Raw genomic sequence first — 24285 nt, 5'->3', positions numbered from 1 at the left:
CGTTTTGGCTACCGATATTCGGACCGTCTGCACGTTGCAGTTTTTGGCGCGCCGCGGAGTCTTAGGCGCGCCACATCGTCGAACGATGGCAGAGCCTTGAGTTCGTCGCTCCGGCATTCTGTTCCAATTACCGTGCAGTGAGATCGTTGGTGGTCAAACGCTCCCTGCGCCCCCATCAGAAAGAGTCGAGTACGCGCCGGTAACTACCGGATCGAGATCGATGAATACCGTATTCCCTGAGATTCGATGCGGTAGATTGCGATCACTTGCGGTTCTTGCTCGTGATCGTAACCTTCTCCGGCTCAACATTTCGAGATTCGAAGCCGGGTGAAACAAGTCGCCTACGGAACCGACGGCCCCGTCATCCCCTTCCGGTCTCCGCTCGGGCGCGCGCGTTTTCTTCAGATGTCGTGGCACAATGCATTTGGAGACTTGTGCGGCCACTTGTCTCCTGGCGTGGGCCAAGGTCACCCAGCCGGCATACTCAGCGAAGACGAGCGCGAATTCATCAAACCTGCATAAGCCCGTTGGATCGCTCCTTCAATTCCACCTCGCTCGCCAAGATGACGGCCGAGATGACGCCATTCGGCCTGAAACTCGTCGGTCGCGTTCGTTGGCGTCGAGTAGCGTTCGACATGCTCGCGCAATTTGTTCTCCAACCGTTCCATCAGCCGCTGCCGACCGTGGCGGAGATAGTTCTCAACAGTCGATTGAGGGAGTTCCAGCGCCTCGGCGATCTCCGCAATCGTAAGGTTCTCGCAGATTCGGCTGTAGAGAGCTCGAAAATAGTCGCCCCGGCCCGTGGCATGGTAGTCCTGCATCAGCGACTCGACGGACGCGTGGACGAGGTGTTCGGCCCAGGCGGCGTAGAACTGGTCGCCATCGGTCGCCGGCGGGATGACCTCCTGCCGCAGCAGCTCGTCCCGGTACTCCGCCAGAGCGGCCTCCCGACTCCGAACGGCTCTCGAACGGTTCGCCAGCACGTTTCGCACGACGGCGCAAAGAAGCGTCCTGAGCTTCGCCGCCCGGTTGTCGGTCCACCGCGCCAGGAGCGCGCCGTCGGCCAGAATCTGCATCGTGTCGGAAGCTACCTCCTCGGCGTCCGCCAGACTGAGACTCCCGGACCGTCTCGCGAACCGTAGCACGGCTCCCCAGTAGTCTTCAAAAAACTGCTTCCAGTCCTCCTCTTTCCGGAAAGACACCAGCCGCTGAATGAGCGTCAGCTGTGTGTCGGGAAAGGCCATGAGACAGAACGGCGGACGCCGGTAAAAGCCACGATTTCTCCGCGTCTGACTGTGCTCTGTTTATGAACCGGTGTCAACTTGACCCCCGATCGTCAGGGGGCGGGGATCTCGCGGACGACTCGAAATCCCAGAACACTTTGCGCACTGTCCGCCCTGCCGTGATCGCGGAAGGCGGAGTAGGCCATGGAGGCATGGAACGTGAATCCGCACCCACGCTGGCTGTGGCTCTTTCCGCTGGGCGGTCCGGGCGGATCGACCGCCGGGCCGTAGGTGTAATAGGCCGGATCGTAGTAGTCCGAGCACCACTCCCACACGTTGCCGATCATGTCATACAGGCCGAAACCGTTGGGAATCAGACTTCCGACGGGCGCGGTGTTGCCAAACCCGTCCTCCCAGGATTTCGTCCAGTCCGCCGCCGGATTGATTCCCAGGTAGCTCCGGTCGGCCACGTTCGCCGTCCGCTCGAGAAGCCCGACGAAATCGCCTCCGGGGAGGAGCGTGTCGGTCCCGCCGCGGCTGGCGTACTCCCATTCGGCCTCGGTCGGGAGACGGTACTTCGCCTTCTCTCGCGCGCTGAGCCACGTGCAGAACGCCTCCGCGTCGCGAAGGGACACCTGGACGACGGGGTGATCATCGGCCTGTTCGAAGCCCGGATTCTTCCACGTCAGCGAGACGTCCTGCCTCTCATGCTTCTCCCCGGGAAAGAAGTGAGAGCCCCCGCGCCCGGAGGTCTCGGCCGACGTCTTGTATCCGGTCGCTTCGACGAACTTCCGGAACTGGCCGACCGTGATTTCGTGCGCGCCGATGCGGAAGGGTTTTGAAATCGTTACGACGCGCTGCGGCTTCTGATTGGGTTGCGTCATGGTCCGGTTGTTCGGGTACCGTTTCGAGTCGAGACTTCCCATGGGAAACCGGCCCGCCGGAAGATGAACGAGCTGGACCCCGATCGAGTCCGTCAGGACGCCGAAACAGGCGTCGGGATTCGCCTCCTCCAGGGGAACAGGGATCTCGGCCGTCCAGAGCTGCTGGTCATCGCTGCCGATCGCCAGCGTCCGACCGTCGGGCGAAAGGGCCAGACTGGTCGGCAGGGCTCCGTCGGGCATCCACCAGGCGAGCAGCCGCGCTCGGGCGACATCCCACACCTGGATCGCTCCGCGCTGCGCCAACGTTGCGACGACACGGCCGTCCGCCGAGACCGACATTCCCTTCGGCTGCTCCAGGCTGATGAACGTCCCCAGGGGTTGCCCCGCTCCGCCGGTCAGATCTCCCGGAGGGATCGCCCACCAGCGCAGCAGCCCCGTGTCCTCCAGGCCAAAGAGTCGCGTTCCATCCGCCGAGGTCCGGCAATGCGTCCAGACCGCTCCCGGCTCGGCGAAGATCCGGGTCTCCTCGAACGTCTGGGCGTCGAGGAAGCTGATCCGCCCCAGGAATCGTCTCTCGTCATCCGTCCGGGAGCCCACCGTCGAGGCACTCCTGTCCATCAGGCTGACGACCAGCGGCCCGTGGGCCGAAGTCCCACAGACGTCCACAAGATAGGCCTCCGAGCCGAACCGGCGGCTCTCCAGCAGTTCCCCGGTGCCGGCGTTCCAGACCGAAAGCTCCTGTCCGTAAACGCTTCGAGGCGTGGAGAAGAAGCCGGCAAGACGCTCTCCACCGTGAAAGAAGGCGAAGGCGGTGTGCCGGGAGGTCGAGGACAGCGGGATTGACGACAGCGGCTGGAGACTCGCGTCGTAAACCGTGGCGACCATGCCGCTGTCGCGGACCACGATCCGGCCCCCGGTCCGATCGATGTCCGTAATCCGCGTCTCCCCGGGAGCGGCCGCGGACTCCCGAACTGCTTTGCCGGTCTGAATGTCGAGGACGCGCAGCACGCCGTCGGCGCCGGATGCCGCGAGCTCCCGGGGGTTGAGGAACGACATCTCCAGCAGGGACGTTTCGAGCGTCGCCACCCGCTTGCCGAACGGGACCGCGCGCTCGAGGTGCAGGCCAAGGTGCTTCGCCGTCTCCGCAAAGTCGCGCGGCGGACCGCCCGCCGGGGCCGGAGAGGCGGTCCCCTTGAGCCAGGCCTCGAGGCGATTGTCCCGGGCGGCCGAGACGAAGAACACACGGCCCCGCGGCCCGCTTCCCGCCACGCCGCTCTCGAGCAGCAGCGTGTTGGTCTCCGGGAGGGCAACCCCTTCAAGACGAACGTCATGCCTGATCATTTCGGCCGACGCCGCGTTGCCCCACACGTGGCCCGCCTCCTCGACGAAGCCCCACCGCAGGTCATCCTTGAGGCCGCTCGCCAGCCCGCAGATCAGCTGCGAAGACTCCGGGACGTCGACGCGAAAGGCGGCAAACTGCGGTTCGTCAGGCCCGGGCCTCAAAGCACTCCAGGACGACGGCTTTTCGGATTCGAAAAGCGGCGGCAGGGAAGGCCGGACGAAGTCCAGCAGCCAGCGGAACGTGAGCCCCTCTGTCCGCTCCTCCCGAACGAGCGACTGGCAGCGCCGCAGAGCGGCTGCAATGCGATCCGGAGAGACGCTCTCCGGAAGGGAGAGGCCCAGCGTCCGGGCGATTTCTGCTGTCGTGGCCGGGAGGGACTCGTCCGTCTCCGCGATCAGCCCCAGCGAGACGTCAAAGGGGGGAAGGATGCCCCACGGCGAACTGAACCAGAGGACGTACTCCTGGCCGGGGAGGATGGCGTCATGAGGCAGGGTGGCGAACACTGCCAGGTTCTCCGCGGGCGCGACGGTCTCCGGCAGCGGACAGTTCACTTCCAGGTGCGTCGTCACGGAGCCGGTTGGATAGCCATCGGGCGGCAGGAGTCCCCACCGAAGCGGTTCCTGTTCGACCACGTAAGCGAGGACGAGCCGGGCGGGAACCTTGAGGTTCGATCGGAAGCGGAGGGCCGCGAATTTCGGGGCGAGAGAGGCGACCCGGGTCCAGGGGGGGCGACGATCGGCTGTCACCTCCGCTTGCGGAAGCCGGTGGAGAACCGGCTGCAGAATTCGACGGGTGACGTCGATCCGCGCGACATCCTCCCCATAGAGTTCGCTCAACGAGGCGGTCGCGGCCAGGAGCCCTTCGGGGGTATCGGGAAAGGTCTGGTAGCCGTACGTCAGGTCGAGGTGCCGCGCGAGCTCGACGGCGTCAGCGTCGGGACGATGCGTGCCGGCAGGAACGATCCGGAGTGCGCAGTGGACGTCAATCGCCGGCCGGCCCCGCGGTCCCGCCAGCCAGATGATGTACTCCCGTCCCGGCAGAATCGCTCCACCGCTCAGCTCCTGCAGATACAGCGTGTTATCCCGGATGAGAGGGACTTCGGGGATCTGGACACGCCAGTCGAGGTCGAAGTCCTTGAATCCCTCCATCGTTCCCTGATCCGGAAGGATGTACCAGCGGACATCCGAATCCGTCCCGCTGAACGCCCAGTAGAGATCCGCGGGCTCAGAGAGCGGCGAGCGAAATCGGAATCCGCCGAAGGGACGGCTCACGGCCTCTTCGCCGGCCCCCGGAACCTCCGGCAGCGTGATTTTCCGCCACTGGAGCGGCTCGTCTCCCGATGCCGGAGGAATGTCGTCGAGATGACGGGACGCCTTGCGCAGCGTGGCGGCAAAGGGGGCGGAGCGGGAGCCCTGTGCCTCGTAGTGCTGCCGGACCACCTTCAACTCGGCGAGTCCCGGATGGGGAGGGGCAGGCGGGGAGGCAGATGAAGCGAGCGCAGGGCCGGACGGTGACGCCGAAGGCGAGGGCCGCGGAGCCTTGGCGGAAGACGGAGCCACGGTCGCGGAAGAGGATACGTCCCGTTTCGCCGCCGAGGCCGCATCCGGAGCGGAGACCGGCTGGCTGCATCCTCCGGTCACTCCAAGGAGCAGCAGAAGGAGAAGAATTCCCGGCCGGGAGTCGCGGAGGTTCGTCACGGGAGATCCTTCGAGGGAGGCGGTGCAGGCGAGGAGGCAATCGTTCGCCACCGGCCGAAGGTCGGATCACCCCGGCCGTCCGGCGTTTCGAACGCCCAGTCGACGGGGGTCTGCGTCAGCTGCAGGAGCTGCTCTCCGGTCCGCGCCAGGACGACGTTCGAACGCTGGAGCTGGCCGGTGTCGAATGCGACGACCCATTCGCCGTCGGGCGAGAAACGACACCGCGTTCCGAACATCTTCGAAGCGCGAACGCGCTCGACGAGGGCAGCCGCGTCCCAGATCTGGACGACCCCCTCGCCGCACGACACCAGGGTTTTCCCATCCGGAGAGAAATCGAGATCGTTCGGTCCGCCGGGGAAGTCCCGGGTCCGGACGAGGCGCCGGCCGGAAAAGAAATCGAACACTTCGATCGCTGAGCCGGCAGCCCTCGTCATGGTGCCGATCGCCACGCGGCGGTTGTCTGGTGACAGGGCGACCGAAATCGGCCCCGAGAGATGGCCGTAACGGACCAGCACCTGACCCGTTCTGCCGTGAAGCAGCCGGACTCCCAGGTCCTTGTCGAGGGTCAGCCGGTATCCCTCCTTCGAAATCAAGACTTTCGGCGACTTGGAAGTCGGAGAGGCGTTTGGACTCCCCGTCGCCCCCCCCTGGCGGTCCAGTGTGAAGGAGGGGAAGAGGGTGGGCCAGACCTGGAGCGTCCCGTCCGCCTGAAGCGTCGCCAACGACTCGCCGTCGAGGGCGAACGCCAGCTCCCGGCAGTCCGCGACGGGGAGGACGATCCGGAGGAAGCCGAGCTGGAGATCCCAGATTCGAACGCGGTCGGCCGAGGCGACGGCGAGCTTGCGGGCCGTTGCGTCGAAGGCCAGGCGCTGCACCTTGGCCTGACAATCCAGTTCCGCCCGGGTTCGCCCCCGGGCCATGTCCCAGAGCGCCACGGTCGAGGCGCCCTTCCCCGCGACCGCCGCCACGTCCGTCGCCGGGGCCAGCGCGAACAGATCGGTCGGCGCGGGAAACCGCCTGGACTCGGAAGGCTCGGACACATTGGCCGCCCGGAGGGCCGTCAGGAACCCGCCCTCATCGCGGCCAACAATCCAAGTCCCGGAGGCCGAGACCGCCAGACCGTCGAGCTGAGGAGAAGCGGCGAGCGGCCGGAGGCGGGGAGATCCGGTGGGGCTCGCCTCCAGGAGAGCGAATTCGGAGCCGCGACGGCCGACTCCCGCCAGCCCGATCGGATTGGCATCGATCCGACCGGCTCGGAAGCCGGTCAGGCCGTCCAGGCCGATGCGGATGTTCCGGGACAGGCTGAGGTCGCGGAGCTCGATCTCCGGCACCGCGGGGGACTGGTCGGGCACGGGATCGCGGACCGCCAGTCCCGTGTTGGGAGGGAGCCGCCAGCTCCCGGCGGAGAGACCGGCGTCGGTGGCGATTGCGGGGTCCGGCCCATCGAAGACCGCAAGCGAGTGCAGTCCGCCGCGGTTCAGGATCCAGGCTTTGCCCGAATCGAAATGCAGCCCGGCCATCTCGCCGATGACAGCGGGAGAGAGCCGGTGCGAAGCCGCCGGGGACGCGAGGACTTTCGTGGTGAACGGGATCGCCGCCGGCCCCGAAGACGGGACGACCGGCGCCACGGCGGGCCGCGGGTGTTCCCGCAACGCCAATCGGAAGAGGATCCCGTTCACGACGACGGCTCCGATCCCGGACGCGGCAAGGATTATTCCCGCCAGTCCCGCGATACGACGGACGCTGCGGCGGGCGCCCGTCCGCCCGAGACGGCGGTGCGCCGCCTCCAACCGGGCGTCGAGCAGATCCCGCTGGCTGCGGAGCGTCTCCAGCGTCGTCTCGATCCGGGCCAGCCGGAGCTGCATCGCGGCGAGCTGCTCCTCCTGGTTCGAAACCAGTTGGGCAATCGCCTCGACTTCCGACGTGTGGGGCTGCTGGGAGCGGAGATCGCCCAGGATGCTCTCCGCTTCCCGGACATAGGCGCGGAGCTGTTTGGCCCGCGCGGCGTACTCCGAGACCGCGGAATCGACTTGCCGCTGCGTTTTCGAGAGGCGGTCCAGGAAGGCGGGGCTCCGTGCCCGCCACGCGTCGACGAGGGGCTTGAGAAGTTTTTGCCACCAGCGAAGCTGCAGACCGTCCGGAACGACCGGGTCGGCGGCGAACTCCGGCTCGCAGACGAGCAATCCGCTCTGCCCCTGCCGCGAGATTGTCCGCAACGGGCGCCAGAATTCGTCGAAGTCCTGCGTATGTGTGCCGGATGGGAGCGGCCTGTTTTCGCGGCAGGCGACGAGGTCATCGAGGACGGCTGCGGAACTGGAGTAACGCTTCGCAGGGTTTTTGGCGAGGAGCCGAGCCACGACGGCCCACAGCGCGGGCAAGACCTCGGGGACCCGCTTGGGGAGCGGCACCGGCTTCTCGTAAACATGCTGGAAGATCATCCCCGTCGGGCTGTCGGCGCTGAACGGGAGAGACCCGGACAGCATCTGATAGAGGAGGACCCCGACCGAATAGAGGTCGGACCGCCCGTCGACCGGCTGCCCCCGCCCCTGCTCGGGAGACATGTAGTCGACACTCCCCAGGATCACGCCGGTGATCGTCCGCTGTCCTCCGCCTCCTCCTCCCCGGCCACCCCCACCTTCGGCGAGCAGTTTGACCAGTCCGAAGTCGGCGACGACCGCCCGGCTGTGCCGATCAAGCAGAATGTTTCCCGGCTTGATGTCCCGGTGGATCATTCCCTGGGCGTGGGCGGCCCCCAGTCCGTCGAGGATTTCGGAGACGAGGCGGGACGCCTCGGGGATCGCAAGTCGGGTTTCCCGGCGCAGCCGTCCCGCCAGCGAGCCCCCTTCGACGAACGGCATGACGAAGAAATGCCGCCCTTGTTCCTCGGCGATCTGATAGATCCGAATGATGTGGGGATGCGACAGACGGGCCGCCGCGGACGCCTCGGCGTAGAACCGATGGACAAACTCGGATTGGCGGGCCAGCTCGGCTGGAAGAATCTTGATGGCGACTTTCCTCCGCAGGGCGAGGTCGGTGGCGCGGTAGACGTCTCCCATTCCTCCGCGACCGACGAGTTCCCCGATCTCGTAGCCCCCCAGACGGTCTCCCGGGCGAAACTCAACCGGTTCGGAACCGGACGGCTCGGCAGCCTCCGGTGGGGACCTCCTGGCCCCGCCTCCGTCCCGGGACGGAGACTCGCCCCCCTTGTCTTCCGGAGGAACCGTAGGGGCGTTCGCCAGATCGACGAGACGACGGGACCGACGACGGTGGCCGTCATCCGTCGACGCTTCGCCTCCGGGCGGTGTTTCCGGTTCCTGAGTCATTCGCTCCCCCACGATGTTTCGGCCACCATCTCGCGTTTCCCCTCCGGCGTCGAATCGCGCTCCCCCGTCCCGCCCCCCGGCGTCGTCACCATTCGAGCCCGTCGAGCGGCACCGGTACCCCATCCAGGCCGACCGCCCAGAGATTTGACTCCTGATCGAACTCGAACGCGGCGGTTGTCTCCGGGACAAACTCCTTGGCCGGAACGTGCGGCTCCGGGCCGGTCGCGGTTGCCGCCGCGGCGTTCTCCCCTCCGCGTTTCCAGGATCCATAGTGGATTCGACCGCCGCTCCCCCAGGCGAGCCTCTTTCCGTCGGGCGAGAGACGGAGTCGGTCGATCACCGTCCGGTCCAGATCGAACGTGGCCAGCGGCCGCTGCGTCGCCATGTCGAACAGGCTGACCGAGAACGCCAGCGAGGCCACGGCGGCCGTTGTTCCATCGTCGGAGATCACCAGCTCGGCCGCGGGGACGGGAAGGCTCCATCGAAACGTGCGGCTGTGGAGATCGAACAAATCGGCCGCCGACCGGGTCCCGGAGACACCGATGAGGAGCCAATCCCGAGTCGGCGAAGCCGCCACCGAATACGGAGAAGACAGCGAGAACTCGCGTGGGAGCTCGCTCACCTCCTGCGTCGCGAGATCGATGGCCTTGATCGTCGGCGTCTGCGTCCGGTCCACGCTGTCGACCGCGCTGGCGACAACGAATAACGTCTTCCCGTCCCGGCTGAAGGCCAGGCTGGAGCTCCGCCGGGGGCTCTCGATCGGATAGCGCCCGACGAGCTCCCTCGACAGTAGAGACCAGACCCGCAGATCGTATTGCCGCGTCGCGGCATTCATGCCGGCCGACGCGACGAGATCCCCTCCCCGGGAGAGGGTCAGACTGTGGCTGATGTGAGGACCGGGGAGCTCGAAGGCGGGCCGGCGGCGCCGCAGATCAGAGACCAGGATCCGCGGAGCTCGAATTCCGGCCTGCCCGGACGCGGTCGGCTGAGCCGAGGCGACAACCGCTGTTCCCTTCCGCGAGTCCATCGCGAACTGGGGAGGCGGACCGTTCAGCTTCGGCGGCGTTCTGGGACCGGAGACTGGAGGTACGGCTCGCGGAGGCAAAGGGACCCCGTCCGGGCTGAGGCGTGAGGCGGTTGCGGCGTCAAGGAGCGTGGGGCGGCTCTGGTGCGGTGGACGGAACACGACGCGGATGACGAGCGCCGCAGCGATCACGATCCCGCCCGCCGTCATGATGAGGCGCCAGCTCTCCGCCGGCCCCTCCTCCCCCGCGCGGGCCCGCGAGACAGCCAGGCGGGCGTTGAGGAGATGCCGCTGGTGGTCGAGCGTCTGAAGATTGGCTTCGATCCGGGCCAGCTGCAGGCGCATCGTCGCCAGCTGCTCTTCCTGTTCGGCAACCAGACGAGCGCCCGAGCCCCCTTCGAGTCCTCCCTCATGGATCCTGAGCTCGGCCAGGACCTCCTCGGCCTCCCGGACCAGCGAGCTCACCTGATCCCGCCGGGCCTCATGCTCCGCCACCGCCTCCTCGACCTGCCGCTGGGTCACGGACATGCGACCGGGCGTTCGCCGCCCCTTCCCGCGACGGAAGGAGAGAATCTTTCGCCATCCCCCCGGCGCCGGCGGATCGGCCGCCTCGACGGGAGGGAGGAGGAGCTGGTCGGCGGCGAGCTCCGAGGGAGCGCGGATGAGGAGGGTCTCGGCGGCGTTCTGTCCGGAGGCGGTGGCGGGACGCCAGAGGGATTCGACATCCAGCCAGTCTCCCCCCACGGCGAGGCCGCGGCCGGCGAGAAACGCCTCCAGATCGTCGCTCACGGCGCGAGCACTCTGGTAGCGGGCGGCGGGACGCTTCGCAAGAAGCCGGGCAACGATCATCCAGAGGGGGTAGGGGACGTCTGAAACGACGCCGATGAGCGGAACGGGCCGTTCATAAACATGCTGAAAGATCATCGCGGTCGGGCTGTCCGCGCTGAACGGCAGCCGTCCTGCGAGGAGCTGGTAAAGCATCACGCCCGCGGAATAGAGGTCACTGCGGAGGTCGACCCCCGCTCCCCGCCCCTGCTCGGGAGACATATAGTCGACCGTCCCGATCACCAGGCCGGTCGCGGTCCGCGAGACGCTCCCCGTCAGCGATTTGACGAGGCCGAAGTCCGCCACGACCGCGCGGCCCGTCTCACGGTGGAGGAGGACGTTTCCCGGCTTGACGTCGCGGTGAACGAGCCCCTGTTCGTGCGCAGCCTGGAGTCCCGCGAGGACATCCAGCAGAATCTTGACCGCTTCCCCGATCGGAACACGTCCGCAGCGGCTCAGTCGTTCCGCCAGCGACTCCCCGTCCACGAACGGCATCACAAAGAAGTGCCGTCCCGCGTCCTGGCCGACGTGATAGATCGGGATGACGTGCGGATGGTTCAGGAGGGCAATCGCGGAAGCCTCAGCCTGGAACCGCTCGAGAGTGCCGGGCTTTCGAGCCAGCTCGTCTGGAAGGACCTTGACCGCCACCTGCCGCCGGAGAGCCCGGTCATAGCCCCTGTAGACATCCCCCATCCCTCCTTGCCCGATGAGCTGTTCCAGCTCAAACGTTCCGATACGCGAAAGCCGAGTTGAACCGGAAGGTCCCCCGGTCGCGGTCGACTCGGCTGCCGCCAGGTCTCGAGGCGACGACGCCCCTGGGTTTGGAGTCGGACTGAGATCCGGAGCGCGAACGACCGTCGAATCCGCCGCGGCATCGAGGGAGGACAGCTCCTGCTGGAGCTCCGCGACATCGCGATATCCGGATCGCCCGTCGAGACCGAAGCAGCGTTCGATGATCTTTCGTGCCGACGGCGGAACCCGTCGTTTCGCCCGCACGCTGCGGCGGTAGTCCTCCGGGGAGACTTCGAAGATCCCGCAGATCTGGACTCCGATCTGGTGCAGGTCGATCTGCCTCGGATCGTCGTCGACCCCCAGCGCCGCCAGAGCGAGGCGGGCGGAGCGGATCTCCCGCGGTAGATCGAAGGGGAGCCGCTTCTGAAACCGAGCGGGAACGAGACATGTCATCGCGGCCCCGAAACAAACGACTTCCGCAACCGCCTCCCCCGCAGGCCCGTCGGGGTCCGATTCTTCGCTGCCGCTCGCCGATCCTCCGCTCGGCCCGGCGGCAAGAGCCGGGAGCGACAACCGCCCCAGGCCGTGACAGTCCTGCACCCCCTTGACCAATCGGCTCAGGCGGTCGAGGACCTCATCGTTCACGGCTGTCTCTTCTGGTCGACGTCCGATGGGGCCGTCGTGTTGGAGAGGGACACGGAGGGGGAGAGGGAGCCCGAGAGCCGTCGCCGAACACCCGGCAGCGGTGCTCTCGCTTCAGCGCCGCGCGAAGACGATCAGGGTCTCGAAGACACGACGGTGTTCTCGCTCTAGCGTAACGCCCGCAGTTCGCCGCGACGAGAACACCGTCCGGGAGGAGGGTCGCCGACGCTGGCCCGCGCCGCCGGGAGCGGCACTCGTCGGCGTCCCTCTACCGTCCGTCATTCTCCCTGGACCTGCTTCTTGAGGTTCGCCAGCTCGGCGTCGATTTCGAGGTCGCCGAGGTTTCGCATTGGCTCCGCGCAGTCCCCCTCCAGCTCGCGCCGCAGGTCTGCCAGGGCGTCCGCCTCGGCCTCCGCCTGCTCGACCTTTTCCCTCAAACGGTCGAACTTGGCGAATGCGTCCGCGGAGGTCTCCGCCCCTTTCAGCACGCGGTGGGAGGACTCGACTTTCTTTTTGAAGTCGGCAGCCCGCTTTCGAGCGGCCAGCGTGGCGAGGCTGCGCTTGGCTTCCGCCAGCTTGGCCTGCATCGCTTCGAGCTGGCACCGAAGGGTCCGCGTGGTCTGTTCCGACGACGCCTGCTGTTCCTCGAGGGCGGCGACCAGTTTCTGATGCTCCTGCTTCCGTCCCAGCGCCTTGCGTGCGAGGTCATCGTCACCAGACGACACGGCCAGTTCTGCCCGCCGCTGCCACTCCTGAACCCCCTCCAGGTTCTTCGCGAGCTGTCGCGCCAGGAGTTTTTCGCTGGCCAGGACTTTGGCGGTTTCCGTCGTCGCTTCGCCGATCGATTGCTCCATCTCCCGAATCGCCTGTCGGAGCATCTTCTCCGGGTCTTCAAATCGATCCATCATCTCATTGAAATTGGCGCTCAGGATGTCGGAAATCCGCTGGAACAAGCCCATGGTGGACCTTCTTCGAATTGACTCGCGTGATGATTGAAAGGTGGCGTTACCCTGTTGATGTCACGTCCCCTCGGAATCAGTAGGTTTTTCCGGACGGTTTTGAGAAAGTTCCTGAGAATCCAGGAATTCGCGGCCGCGTCACCCTCTGCCGCGACCACAACTGGTTGGCGTCGAAGCCAGCAAACGTCTTATTCGAGCCACCCACTACCGGATTGAAGTTCGGAACACTGCGATTCCCTCCAATCCATTGTGACGGTTCGCGATCACTCGCGGTTTTGTCAGACCGACGTAACCTGATTCATGCTCGACGTTTCTCGTTTCGAAGCAGGGCGAATAGAGCCGCCTACGGTACCGCAGGGTTCCCGAGCGTCTTCGCCCGGCTCAGCCACTGCAACCTGCACTGCGTTTTGGCGCGACACCGAGCACACGTGGAAACTCAAGGAAACGTCTTTCCGCTCACTCTCGTTGGATCGAGGGGCCCGTCACCCCTTTTCAGTCGGATCTCGACCTTCGAAACAACCGCGACAGTGGGAACCTCGTCGTGATCGACGATGCCGATGGGCTGATCGCAAACTGTGATGGAGTCCGCCTCCTGTAGTGCCTCCGCCAAACTGAGCTGACGAAAACGGCTGGTGGGCGCACCTTGGCTACTGTCGCGGTCGCTCCCCTCGCCGGCTTGGCCGGGTGTTCATCAGGTCGCACTCTCCCCGAGCGCGGCCATGCTCACAGGAACGAAGAAGAACGGTTGGGCAGAAGCGTCCGGAATCCGAGCCGTTGTGGAATGGTCCACGTTGCGCCGAGTCTTCTGGTAAGCTCCTGCGTCTTGCGACGCGACGTGCCGCGAGTCTGGGCACCAAAACCAGCCATTCCGGGCTGAGGGGTCTTACCACCCCCTCGCCATTTTCCAGCTCAAGCCAGAGACGCGGCGCCATTGAGCTCGCGGCAGCGAGTCGTCCGGAGGATGTCGACAGGATACCTCACGGCGCCTGTGCCAAGGCGTCAGTTGGAGATGCGATATGCCCAGCTCGACACCGACCGACTCCCTCCCGTTTGGCGAATTGATCCAAGCCTATGTGGCCGGCGACTACGCCGGAGCTCTTCGTGAGACAGAAGAATTCATCGGCACGCACGTGATCCTGGAGGTCGCGCGGATTCGACTGGTCGTCCTGCAGAGGCTGGGCCAATCGCAGACCGCTGCGGATCTGGGACGTCGTCTGCTGGCATCGCTTCCGGACACTCACGAGCTCCGGATCGACCGAGCCCTGCTGAGCCTGATCTTGGGAGAGTCGTCGCTCGACGAAGTGCTCCAGATGGCCGAGACCGACAAGGAGCGCTGCCGGTCGTTGTACTATGCAGCGGCGCTGAAGCGGACGGCCGCCGGATTCGAAGCTGCGCGGCCGGCCTTGGAACAGTGCGTCGAACTCAATGCTGCCTGTGTCGAGCACGAAGTGGCCCGGCTCGAACTGGCCACTGCCCAATCGACCGGAGGCGGCGGGCCGGCGCCTCCGGTCTGGCAGGCAGGGGACCTGATTGAGCGAACGTACCGCGTTCGATCAATGAACACCGGCGGAGCCATGTCGATCGTGTACTTTGCATGGCATGAGAAATGGAATTTGGAGCTCGCGCTGAAGGTTCCTCGGCCCGATGTCTTCGCTCAAGCCAATGCCTGGGACCGTCTGACGGCGGAGGCCAGTACCTGGGTCGATCTCGGCCTGCACCCCAATATCGTCTCGGCCTACTACGTCCGGCGGATCGGAGGCGTGCCCGTCATCGTCATGGAGAAAGTCGATGGGGGAAGTCTGAAAGAGGCCCTGGCAGCGGGCCGCGTGAAGGCGATCGACTCCGTACTGGATGTGGCCATTCAGGTCGCCCGCGCGTTGGACTACGCCGCCCAGAAGCGACCGGGCTTCGTTCACCGCGATATCAAGCCAGCGAACGTGCTGCTGACCGCCGGGGGGACGGCCAAGCTGGCGGATTTCGGACTGGCGAACGCGACGGGGAGCATGGCCGGCACGCCCGCCTATCTAGCCCCCGAGGTGTGGGTCCGTTCCGATTCCGTCGGACCGGCGGCGGACGTGTATTCCTTCGGGATCATGCTCTTCGAGATGTTGACCGGCCGCCGACCGTTCGCGCTGGGGGCCGGTGGACGGTTTGCCCCGATTCCCGACGTCGTCCCGTCCGAGCCCGCCCCGAGCGAGGCCCCGCCATCGGATGATCCTCTGCGGACCAGGACCTGGCCGGGCGATCCCACGCAACTGATGCCGGAGGGCCGCCACGCGCTCCTGGAATTGATGCGGGCTCACCAGTACGAATCGCCTCCCGAGCCGCACCAACTCCGCAGTGACATCCCGGTCGATCTCAGCCAATACTGCCTGCGGTTGCTCGCGAAGGATCCGGCCGCCCGGCCATCCATATCGGACGTGGTGTCGGAACTGTCAGCCCACTTCCGAGCCGTGACGGGACGCGACGATCCGCCGCTGATTCCGGAGGCCCAGGAGCTGCTCGCGGACTCGCTGAACAATCACGCGTTGTCCATGCTTGACCTCGGGTTGGATGAAGAGGCGACGCGGCTGTGGGAACAGGGACAGCAGGCGAATCCGCTCGACGCGGCGATCGTCTTCAACACCGGCGTCCGTGCCTGGCGCCGCGGCGAGTTGACCGATGCCGACCTGCTGGAGCGGCTCGATGACATCGCGGCCTCTCATCCTGACCCCGCTCTCATCCAGTACCTCAAGGCGCTTGTGCACCTCGAGTGCGGGGATGGACCGTCGGCCTGGGAGGAAGTGAAGGCTTGCGATGAACTGGAGGCCATCAGCCAGGAAGCGTTCGACCTGGTTCGCAGTCGAGCTCAGGAACAGGCTACGGCCGCCGGCCAATCCAACCGGCGACTGGAGGGGCACCTTGCTTCGGTCGATGTTGTCCGTCTGAACCGCGACGGGACCCGCGCGATCACCGGCTCAAGCGATCGGACTCTGCGATCGTGGGACCTCGACACGGGAGCCCCGTCGGCGCCGCTCGGCGAGCACGCCGCCCCGATCAATGGCCTGGACGTGACTGCCGACTGGTCGGCCGCCGTCTCGATCGATGTCGAAGGACACCTCCAGTGCTGGGATCTGGCATCCGGAATCCGCCGGTGGTCCGTCGGGACCGGTTTCCGAATGATCGGCTTCGTCTCGATCAGCAGAAGCGGACAGATGTGTTTGGCAGGCGGCCCATTCCTGGAGAACACCCCCTGCTCCCTGCGGAGCGTCGAAACTGGGCAGCGTCTGGCGACGCTCAAGGGGCCTGTAGAACACATGTTCAACACATTCCGCTTTCTGGGCGAGCACGATATGGTCGTGGCGACCGAATCGGACGCGATGCGTTTTTGGCGGCCGTCGGACGGTGAGCCGTTCCCTGTGGTCGCCCGAGTTCCGTTATGCCTCCTTCCCCGGCGTCCGATCGAGTTCGATCACGACGGTCAGTTTTTCGTGGCGCCGTGTGACAATGTCGACATCGCCCTCATGGACGTCCCGATGGCGCGCGTAGTCCGGACGTTCCGCGGCCACAAGGATGCCGTACTTCACTTGTCGAGCCCACCCAAGCTCGACCACTTCGTTTCAGCAGGAAGCGATGCGACCGTCCGTCACTGGGATGTCCAGACCGGGCGATGCCTGCGGACGATCCACATGGGAGCCGAGCATGTCACCGCTCTGGCGATCAGCGCGGACGGTGGTCGAATCCTCGCCGGAACCGAATCGGGCCTGGCGCTGGCCTGGAAGTGGCCGGAATCGTCCTGGACCGCTCCCTACCTGCTGAGTCGTCCGCTGGACTCGGACCGCATGCGGGAGATCGCCCAAACCGTCCGCGCGGCGGAAAGGCAAACCGCCGAGGGACTCGCGGCCGGCGAGTTCACCGCGGCCAAGGAAGCGATACGCCGCGCGAGAGACCAGCCCGGTTGCCGCCGGCACCCGCGGCTGCTCGCCGCGTGGTTGAAGCTGTACGGCCGGCTGGAGAAGCGATCGCTCGGCGGGGCTTGGCAAACCCGCCGACTGGAGGGGCAACGGACGTACGTTCAGTCGGTCCGGTCGAATGATCAGGGGGACCGGGTTCTCTCCGCGGGGCGGGACGGTCTGCTCATCATCCAGGATCTGGTGACCGGGGCCTCCCTGCAGACGCTGGAGGTCTCCCCCACCCTTGATCGCGGAGCGCAGGACGCTTCGAGACCGCCTGGCAGCGCGAGCCGGAAGGACCGGATGAAAGCCTTCATGACGTGGTCGGCCGATCTGTCGGCCGACGGACGACTGGTGGCGGCTGGCGGCGATGGCGACATCTCGCTGTGGGACGTCTCAACCGGCAAGCTCTTGCGCACGATCGTCGTCGGCGAGGCGCTGGTGAGCGCGGTGCGGATGACGCGCGATGCCCGCCGCGTCGTTACCGGAAGCGCGGACGGAACCGTCTCGGTCTACAAGCTTGAAACAGGCGAACGCCTGCACCTTCTGTCGGGGCACTCCGACGCTGTCACGACGCTGGCCGTCACACCCGACGATCTGTGCTTGGTGACGGCGGGAGAAGACCAGACGATCCGGGTCTGGAACCTGCTCGATGGCGCGTGCCTCTCGACGTTCGGCGATGAGGAGAGTGGACCGCTCGTCCCGGCTCGAGTCTCTCGCGAAATGCGATTGGCGGCGCCCGAGCCCCCGTCCGCTGCGGGCGTGGCTGCTCTCCTCAAAACTCGTGCGGATTACATGCACCGGCCGGTCCGTCTCGCCGCACAACGGGTCCTGGCCATTTGCGTCGACCGCACCGGCGAATTTGCCCTGCGGGCTATCGGCCCGCGATTGGAGCTTTGGAACGTTCGTCGCAGTTGTCGGGTCCGTTCCATAGATGCCCATCCAGGGCTGGTCCTCGCCGCGGACCTGACTGCGGATGCGCGCTTCGCCGTCACCGTCGGTGTCGATCGGCAGATCCGCGTCTGGGACCTGGCAACCGGAGAGTGTCAGCAGTCGATGCACACGGACCAGGAACCCTGGTCCGTGCAGTTCAGTCCCAACGGCGAGTCTCTGTTCGTCGGCGAATTTGGCTCGGTGACTCAATGGACGCTGGACTGGGAACTGAGAGATGACGGCGAGAAGGAGGTGTTCTTGGCTGAACCGCCGGTATCACCGCCGCGGAATGAGGAACTCGTCGCCGCGGTCGAACGTTTCCTCGGCGCTCGCGACGACCCTTCGGAAGACGCGATGAACCACATCAGTTCGTCCACGGCTCGTGACTGTTTCGCCCTCCGTCCCATCTTGATCGACCGGCTACCGGCGCTGATCGCCCGGCTGCGATCAGCGAAGAATGAACCGGTCGCCAGAGCCGCCGCGTTCCTGCTGTTCGGAGTCGGTGACACGGTGGTCCCGCTCGTGGCTCCACTCCTCAGCAGTCGCAATCCTCACACCGTGTTTGCCGTGACCCATCTCCTGTTCTCGATCGGCCCCCAGACGATTCCGACTCTCTGCGAAACGCTACGAGCCGGAGATCCGCAAGCCCGTGCCGCTTCACTAGCGACTCTGGCGACTTTCGGCCCGATGGCCCGAGCAGCTGTGTCCGAAATTTCGCAAGTGGCCTCCGAGACGCATGATCCTCGCATTCGAGAGGCAGCCGTCGACGCCATGCGTCGCATCCTCGATCCTGAACAGGCGGATCGCCCCGTATCAGACTGGTCGCTGTTTCGGGCGATCCGCCGTGTCGCGGTCCTCCTGCTTCTCGTCGGCGGAGCCTGGTGGGGCCTGAGGCGATTCTCGGCTTATCGCGCCGAGCGGCACGCCCTTTTGCAAGCCCGCCAGCAGGCGCCCGAGCACGTTCGTCACGCGCGAAGTATTGTTCGGATGTGGAGCGCCGGAGTATTCGCCGATCAACTTCCAAGTGTCTCGCTTTCCCACGCGCAGTCTCTGTTGGATGACACGCTCCGGGTAACGGACGAAGAAGCGGTCCGACGCGAGGCGGAACAGTTGCGAGATTCGATCACCGCGCGTCCGCACTTCGCACGCCTGGCCGGCCGTCTAGCGGAGTTCAAATCTCGCTTCCCCGATCTTCGCGAACTTCTGACGTCAATCGCCTCCGATGACCATCCGGAACAGCCGCTCCCCTCCGGGGATGCTCTCCCCTCCTTTCTCGTGGTCACCACCAAACGGCCTCAGTTCGAACAGACCGATGCGCAGGAAGATTCACTGTATTTCGATGCGGAGTTGAACGACGCGCTCGGCGATGCTGCTGCGTTGTCCCCGAGTGAACTGAAAACCCTGATCGCCATTTCCTTCGACAGCACAAGCCTTGACGAGGTGGTTTACGAGCTCCCCCAGTCGCAAACGATGAAAGGGGAACCGCCGATGCGATTCAAAGTGCCGGTGCTGCACCACGTTTGTCGCGTGCTGCTCATCGACATCGAACGCCGCGCACTTCGGGGAGTCCAGCGACTCGAAGAAATCGACCGAAAGCCACAGGCGGCGAATCCATGGAGCGGTCAGTCGGAGCAACAGGAGAGTTACAGAAGACTCCGGAAACGCGTGCGACGCGTCATTCAAGACCTTTCCGCGACCCGGTGAACCGACCAGAGTCGCCGTTCCTCCGGTGTTCTCAATCCGGCAATTGCGAACGGCCGCCAACTTCCCCTGGTCACCGTGCTCGCCACGGAGGCATGCAAAGATCCGCCTGGGAGGTATCGCCATCCGTCGCACACGATCCAATTACTGGGTAATGAGACGACGGGTCGTCAGATCTCTATGAACACCAAGACGGATGGACTACGGCACCCGTAAGTACCGCCTTGAGGGTGCCGAACACCGCGACTCCCTGAGCATCATTGCGACAGTTTGCGATCACGGCGGGTCATCGTAGCCTGCTCGCATCTCGACAGTTCGCGATTCAAAACCGGGTAAAAAAAAGTCGCCTAGGGAACCGAAGGTTAGTGGTTCGAGCCCACCGGGGTGTCTATACATGGCAATGACTTATATTGCGTCGACGCCCGGTACGCTGAAAGCTACTTGTCACTGACTGCTCGTCAGTGAGGAACGTCACCCACCCACAGGACACCGGTGGGATTGCGCGCACCGCACCTCTCCGTGGCCACTCGTTCTCCAGCTCTGAGGTTCCGCCGGATGAGAGCGATGGTTCCGTCTCGGTGACAGGCCGTTAGGCGAAACGTACATGCGGTTTCGAGGTCGCGCTGATGCGAACCCCTTCCACAAGCCTCAGGGGGACGTCAAGGAGCGCGAGTCTTCTTTGTCGACTGCCAGCGTCCCCAGGTTGACCATGGCTTCTGCTTCGGGCCGACCACTGTCGCGGGGGGAGTCACCGTGTTGGCTCCGGGTGTGGTCCCCTGACCTGATGCGGATGTCGCGGCCGGGTCCTGCGTATGAGAGGCCTGCACCACTCCCGTCGGTGACACCGGGGGGCCCTGTCTTTGCATGCGTCGCGAGACCGCCGCGTCCGCGGCGTTGCGATCGGCGGAGGCGGCGGGGGTCACGTCCGGGCTCGTGGCCTGCTGGTCGCGCGGCCCCAGGATTGAGGTGGCGTCGGAGGTCTCGGGGAACAGCGGCGGGTCGTCGAAGATGGGACCGTGGATCTCGGTCACGTCGTGCCAGGGCATGGCGATCTTGTTCGATTCATCCAGCTTGAGCTTCGCCTCGTGATCCGGGCCTTCGAGAATGTGCGGCGTCAGGAAGATCAGGAGCTCCTTGCGGACCGACTGCTTGCGGTCGTACCGGAACAGGTGGCCGAGGATCGGAATGTCGCCGAGGTAGGGGACCTTGTTCTCCACCGTTGCGTTGTCGCGGGTGATCATTCCGCCGAGGACGATCGTCTGACCGGTCCGGGCCCCGACCGCGGTCTGGGCGCTCGTGACGTCCTTCACGGGGGCTTCGATGACGTTGCCGTTCGTCGCGTCGGTGAAGATCGGGACGCCGGTCCCGGGGGCGAGCTGGAACGCGCTCTTCTCCGCATTGACGTCCATCAGGACCAGACCGTCGGGACCGATGCGGGGCATGACTCGCAGGATGATTCCCGCCTGGTCCTGGCGGATGACCGGGTTGGCGCTTCCGACGCCCGTGATCGCCACACCGTCGACGACAGGGACCTGCTGACCGATCTGGATCACTGCTTCGTGGTTGTCGAGGGTCCGGATCTGCGGTCGGCTCAGGACGTCGATGTGGTGCTTTGCGGAGAGGGCGCGGAGCAGGACGCTGATCGACTCCGAACCGGCCGAGAGGACGAGGCCGCCGAAACCGAGGTCTCCGTTGATCCGCCCGACGCCCAGGTTCGACAGCCCCTGGGTGCCGACGGTCGAGGGACTGGCGGTGATGTTGTTGCCGAGCGGCTGGTTGTTGAAATTGAAACCGGGATTGGCCGTCTGCGAAACGATCCGCTGGTTGGACGTCTGCGTGCCGTTGGGGCTGGTGACGGTCTCGGTGACCGTCAGGATGTTGTCGATCACGCTTCGCTGGAACAGGACCGAATCCTGCAGACCGACCTCGACGCCGAACTCGTCCGTGTTGCCGAGCTGGACTTCGACGAGCAGCGCCTGGATGAACACCTGCGGCGGCGGCGCGTCGATCTCGCAGATGAGCCGCTGGATGACCCCCAGCTCTTCCGAAGTCCCGCGGGCGAAGAGCCGGTTGGTGACTTTCTCCGGCACCACGATCTGCGGACCAGCCATGGCGGGCGGAGGGGCGCCGCCCGCCTGTACGATGGCCGGACCGACCGGTCCCGCCATCCCGGACAGGAGGACGTTGTTGATCGCCACCGCGGCTTCCTCGGCGGGAGCGTTCCGGAGACGGAAGGCGACGGTGTGGATGTCCGCCGCGCCGACGCCGGTGCCGGAGAGGAGGTCGCGGATGCGCCGGAGGTAGTCGCCCGTGTCGGTGAGGATGACGCGGCGGGAGTTCGTGAGGGTCCGGACGCGGCCGAGCGGACTCATGACCTGCCGCATCTCCGTGATCGTCCCCTCCGAGAGGAGTTCGTAGGGGAAGGCGACACTCGCGACTTCGTTCCGTCCCAATCCGTCGAGCTGGGGAAGGGTGATGAACGGGATGGCGCCGTCGTCGATCGGGTCGGCGGATGAGAAGAGCGAGAGCTTGCGGCCGTTGCGGGTCAGGACGAAGCCGCTCCGCAGCAGGTGATCGTTGAGGATGTCGATCACCTGCGACTCGGAGTAGGCGTTCTCGTCGTAGTAGTTCAGTTCCCCGGGAGGGGCCTGCCGCATGTCGAGCGACATGCCGAAGTCGCGGGCGAACTGCCGCAGGACGACGGTCCAGGGGGCGTTCTGGAAGCGGAAGGAGTACCGCGGCGACGTGTCGGGGAGAACGGCCGTACCGGGAAACGGAGTGACTTCCACATTCGCGGGTCCGCCTGGCGGAACGCCGGAGAACGACTGTGCGGCGGGAGAGGAATCGACGGAGGCCGGCGGCGGGGGAGCGACGTACCCCGGGTATCGCTGGCCCCCCGATGGAAAGCCGTTCGGCACGGAGCCATTCCGCGGATCGGCCTGGGGGACGGGAGTCCAGCTGGTGGCGTCGCTCGGAACCGAGCGTGTCGGCGGGGCGGGAGTCAGGGGTGGATAAGGCGGGGCGCCACCGGTCGCCGGTCCCGGGGGGAGAAGCCGGGGGGGAGCCGAGGGAGGCGGCCCCCCGGGGTACGAGTGTCCCGGCCAGGGGACCGCGGGGTCGGGCTGGGGGGGGACCGGGGTGGGAAGCTGGGCCCATTGTTCGTACTGGGCCTGCTGGATCTTCCCCGAATATTCATAGCGGGGGCGAGAGGGAGCGCCGTTGCCGATCGAATGCCCCTGGGCCGAAACGACCGTCGCCGACAGCAGGCCGAATCCGATCGCCACGGTCACCGCCGCGCCGAGCGTCATCCCGAGCCGCAATGCGGCGCGAACGACGATCGATGGGGCGGCAAACGGCATGAGGTCCTCGCGGAGCGGCAGCCCGCTTCCTCATGAATCGGGCCCACTCGAACCGCCGTTATCCGCCGGTCCGCCAAAACTGGTCAAGAGGGATGCTCGGTACCTCAACCGGCTGAGGCCGACGAACCTCCCGCCTCATGAAGATTGCCGCATTTTCCACCACCTGGCGGTGGAACGTGTTTCCAAATGGGGACACGGACCGGCCGATTTTGCGGGGTTTTCGCCCTGAGCCCGGCCGCCTCAGCGAACTCCAGCCCCTTCCTTCGGCGTAACCCGCCCGGGTGCTCGGCAGTCGACCGGCAACATGGCTGTAGAATCGCCACGATGCTTCGTCGGAGATCGGGGACTTGGGACAACCTGGCAAATTCTGGCCGACGCGATTGGCTTTCGAAAACTACCGTGCAGTTAAGCAAAACGGACTCGCAACGAGCGGACGAGTCCAATCTCCCTTCCCATGACTGCAGGGCCTCGGCAGCACGCGACGCGTGTCGTTCGCTGCCGGTCTGCGCACCGATTGATCCACACTCATGAAGCGTGATCTCCTCTGGACGCTGGGCGGCATCGCCCTGGCCGCGACCGCCATTGGCGTTCTCCTCCCCGGTTCGGAGCCCAACCTCGTCGCCAGGACCGCCCCGGTGAGCGAGTCGGTCCCGGGCCGCGCCGCGAGTTCCAACACCGCACCGGCCACGGGACTGTCCCCGCACTCGGCCTCAACGGCCCCCGCCCGTCCCGCCGTGGTCCGTTCCGCCGTTCACTGGTCGGCGGCTCCCTACGCGACGGCCGGAGACGCCTATGCCGTTGTCTTCCAGCCGCGGGCGACCGCTGCCTCCGAGCGATTCACAGTCCTGGAGAGCCTCGTCGGCGAACTCCTGCCGCGGGATGTCGCCGAGCGGACCGAATGGATCGTCGCCTACGGCCGCCGGACCGAGCAGGAACTGGAGCTGACGCAGAATCTGACCTTCGTCGTGAAGCACGTCGAGCCGACGACCGCCATCGACGTTGCGGCCGACCGGTTCGCCGGCCGCGAGCTGACCGATCTCGTCCATGGCGAATGGAGTGGCGTCCGGGTCGCGCCCGCCGCCGAGACGGTTCTCATCGAGCGGGCCGACGATCAGGGGAACTACCGGGAGGTCGAATCGACTCTCGAACACGAAGCGATGGCGGTCATCGAGCACGATCCGCAGACTTACCTCATCGTTCCGGAGCGGCGGCTGCCTGAGGTCCTCGACACCCCCGCTCCTTCGGCGGTGGCCGAGCGCCTCGCGGCTCTCGATCCGAAGGCGGCCTGCGGTTTCGTGACCGCCGACGGGGAAGCGTCGATCCTGACACTCCTGGCCCGCACCGGCGGAGACCGCTCGGCCCTCGCCCTGCAGCCGGTCCTGATCCTCCTGAAGAATGCCAGCTCGGTCTCGATCGCGGCCGGACTCGACTCTCCGGCGCTGGTCGATGCCCGGATTGGCTTCGCCGACGCCGCGGAATCGACGCGGATCGAAAAGGCGGTCAACAGCCTCAAGACCCAGACACTCGCCCTCCTGGACGACCTCGCCTCGGGCACGGGGGCCACACCGGCCCTCCACACCGGACGGCGGCTGCTGAACAACACCGAACTCTCGACCGACGGCACGGCCCTGCGGGTCCGTCTGCCGCGGCCGGATGACCTGCGGACCCTGCTCGCTCCCGAGCAGCTCTCGTCCCGCTGAACGCCCTGC

At 66.0% G+C, this 24285-nt stretch carries 8 protein-coding genes; 2 read left to right on the top strand and 6 right to left on the bottom strand.

Annotated elements, in window-relative coordinates; translation table 11 throughout:
- Positions 1-467 precede the first annotated feature (467 nt).
- From VT03_RS18080 to VT03_RS18055, 5 genes are all read right to left on the bottom strand, one after another.
- The gene (locus tag VT03_RS18080) at positions 468-1244 is read right to left on the bottom strand and encodes an RNA polymerase sigma factor (RefSeq protein ID WP_075094274.1); all 777 of its coding nucleotides are present in this window, start codon (positions 1242-1244) and stop codon (positions 468-470) included.
- Between the two features lie 92 nt (positions 1245-1336).
- On the bottom strand, positions 1337-4888 hold the full coding sequence (locus VT03_RS32805) for an SUMF1/EgtB/PvdO family nonheme iron enzyme (protein WP_231870697.1): 3552 nt from the start codon (positions 4886-4888) through the stop codon (positions 1337-1339).
- Positions 4889-5142: 254 nt separating this feature from the next.
- Complete coding sequence (locus VT03_RS18070; protein WP_075094273.1) at positions 5143-8469, bottom strand: protein kinase domain-containing protein; 3327 nt, start codon at positions 8467-8469, stop codon at positions 5143-5145.
- A gap of 85 nt (positions 8470-8554) precedes the next feature.
- Positions 8555-11695, bottom strand: coding sequence for a protein kinase domain-containing protein (locus VT03_RS18065; RefSeq protein WP_156514585.1), 3141 nt, complete (start codon positions 11693-11695; stop codon positions 8555-8557).
- Positions 11696-11970: 275 nt separating this feature from the next.
- A complete protein-coding gene (locus VT03_RS18055; protein WP_075094270.1) occupies positions 11971-12651 on the bottom strand; it encodes a PspA/IM30 family protein in 681 nt (226 codons plus the stop codon).
- Positions 12652-13667: 1016 nt separating this feature from the next.
- On the opposite strand from VT03_RS18055, the gene VT03_RS18050 reads away from it, so the two are divergent.
- Positions 13668-19220 (top strand): protein kinase domain-containing protein, encoded by a 5553-nt coding sequence (locus VT03_RS18050; RefSeq protein WP_075094269.1) that lies wholly within the window; start codon positions 13668-13670, stop codon positions 19218-19220.
- Between the two features lie 656 nt (positions 19221-19876).
- Here VT03_RS18050 and VT03_RS18045 read toward each other — a convergent pair.
- Entirely contained in the window at positions 19877-22576 is a 2700-nt protein-coding gene (locus VT03_RS18045) for a type II secretion system protein GspD (RefSeq protein ID WP_075094268.1), read from the bottom strand.
- Between the two features lie 527 nt (positions 22577-23103).
- On the opposite strand from VT03_RS18045, the gene VT03_RS18040 reads away from it, so the two are divergent.
- Entirely contained in the window at positions 23104-24276 is a 1173-nt protein-coding gene (locus VT03_RS18040) for a hypothetical protein (protein ID WP_075094267.1), read from the top strand.
- Positions 24277-24285: the final 9 nt, after the last annotated feature.

The sequence above is a fragment of the Planctomyces sp. SH-PL14 genome, from assembly GCF_001610835.1.
Taxonomy (GTDB): domain Bacteria; phylum Planctomycetota; class Planctomycetia; order Planctomycetales; family Planctomycetaceae; genus Planctomyces_A.
The sequence above is the reverse complement of the archived record's forward strand: the minus strand, read 5'-3'. Positions and strand labels throughout refer to the sequence as shown.

What these genes read in the sequence shown, in the direction of transcription:
- VT03_RS18080 (WP_075094274.1), bottom strand. Translation starts at nt 1,244, where the DNA reads ATGGCCTTTCCCGACACACAGCTGACGCTCATTCAGCGGCTGGTGTCT.
- VT03_RS18070 (WP_075094273.1), bottom strand. Translation starts at nt 8,469, where the DNA reads ATGACTCAGGAACCGGAAACACCGCCCGGAGGCGAAGCGTCGACGGAT.
- VT03_RS18055 (WP_075094270.1), bottom strand. Translation starts at nt 12,651, where the DNA reads ATGGGCTTGTTCCAGCGGATTTCCGACATCCTGAGCGCCAATTTCAAT.
- VT03_RS18050 (WP_075094269.1), top strand. Translation starts at nt 13,668, where the DNA reads ATGCCCAGCTCGACACCGACCGACTCCCTCCCGTTTGGCGAATTGATC.
- VT03_RS18045 (WP_075094268.1), bottom strand. Translation starts at nt 22,576, where the DNA reads ATGCCGTTTGCCGCCCCATCGATCGTCGTTCGCGCCGCATTGCGGCTC.
- VT03_RS18040 (WP_075094267.1), top strand. Translation starts at nt 23,104, where the DNA reads ATGAAGCGTGATCTCCTCTGGACGCTGGGCGGCATCGCCCTGGCCGCG.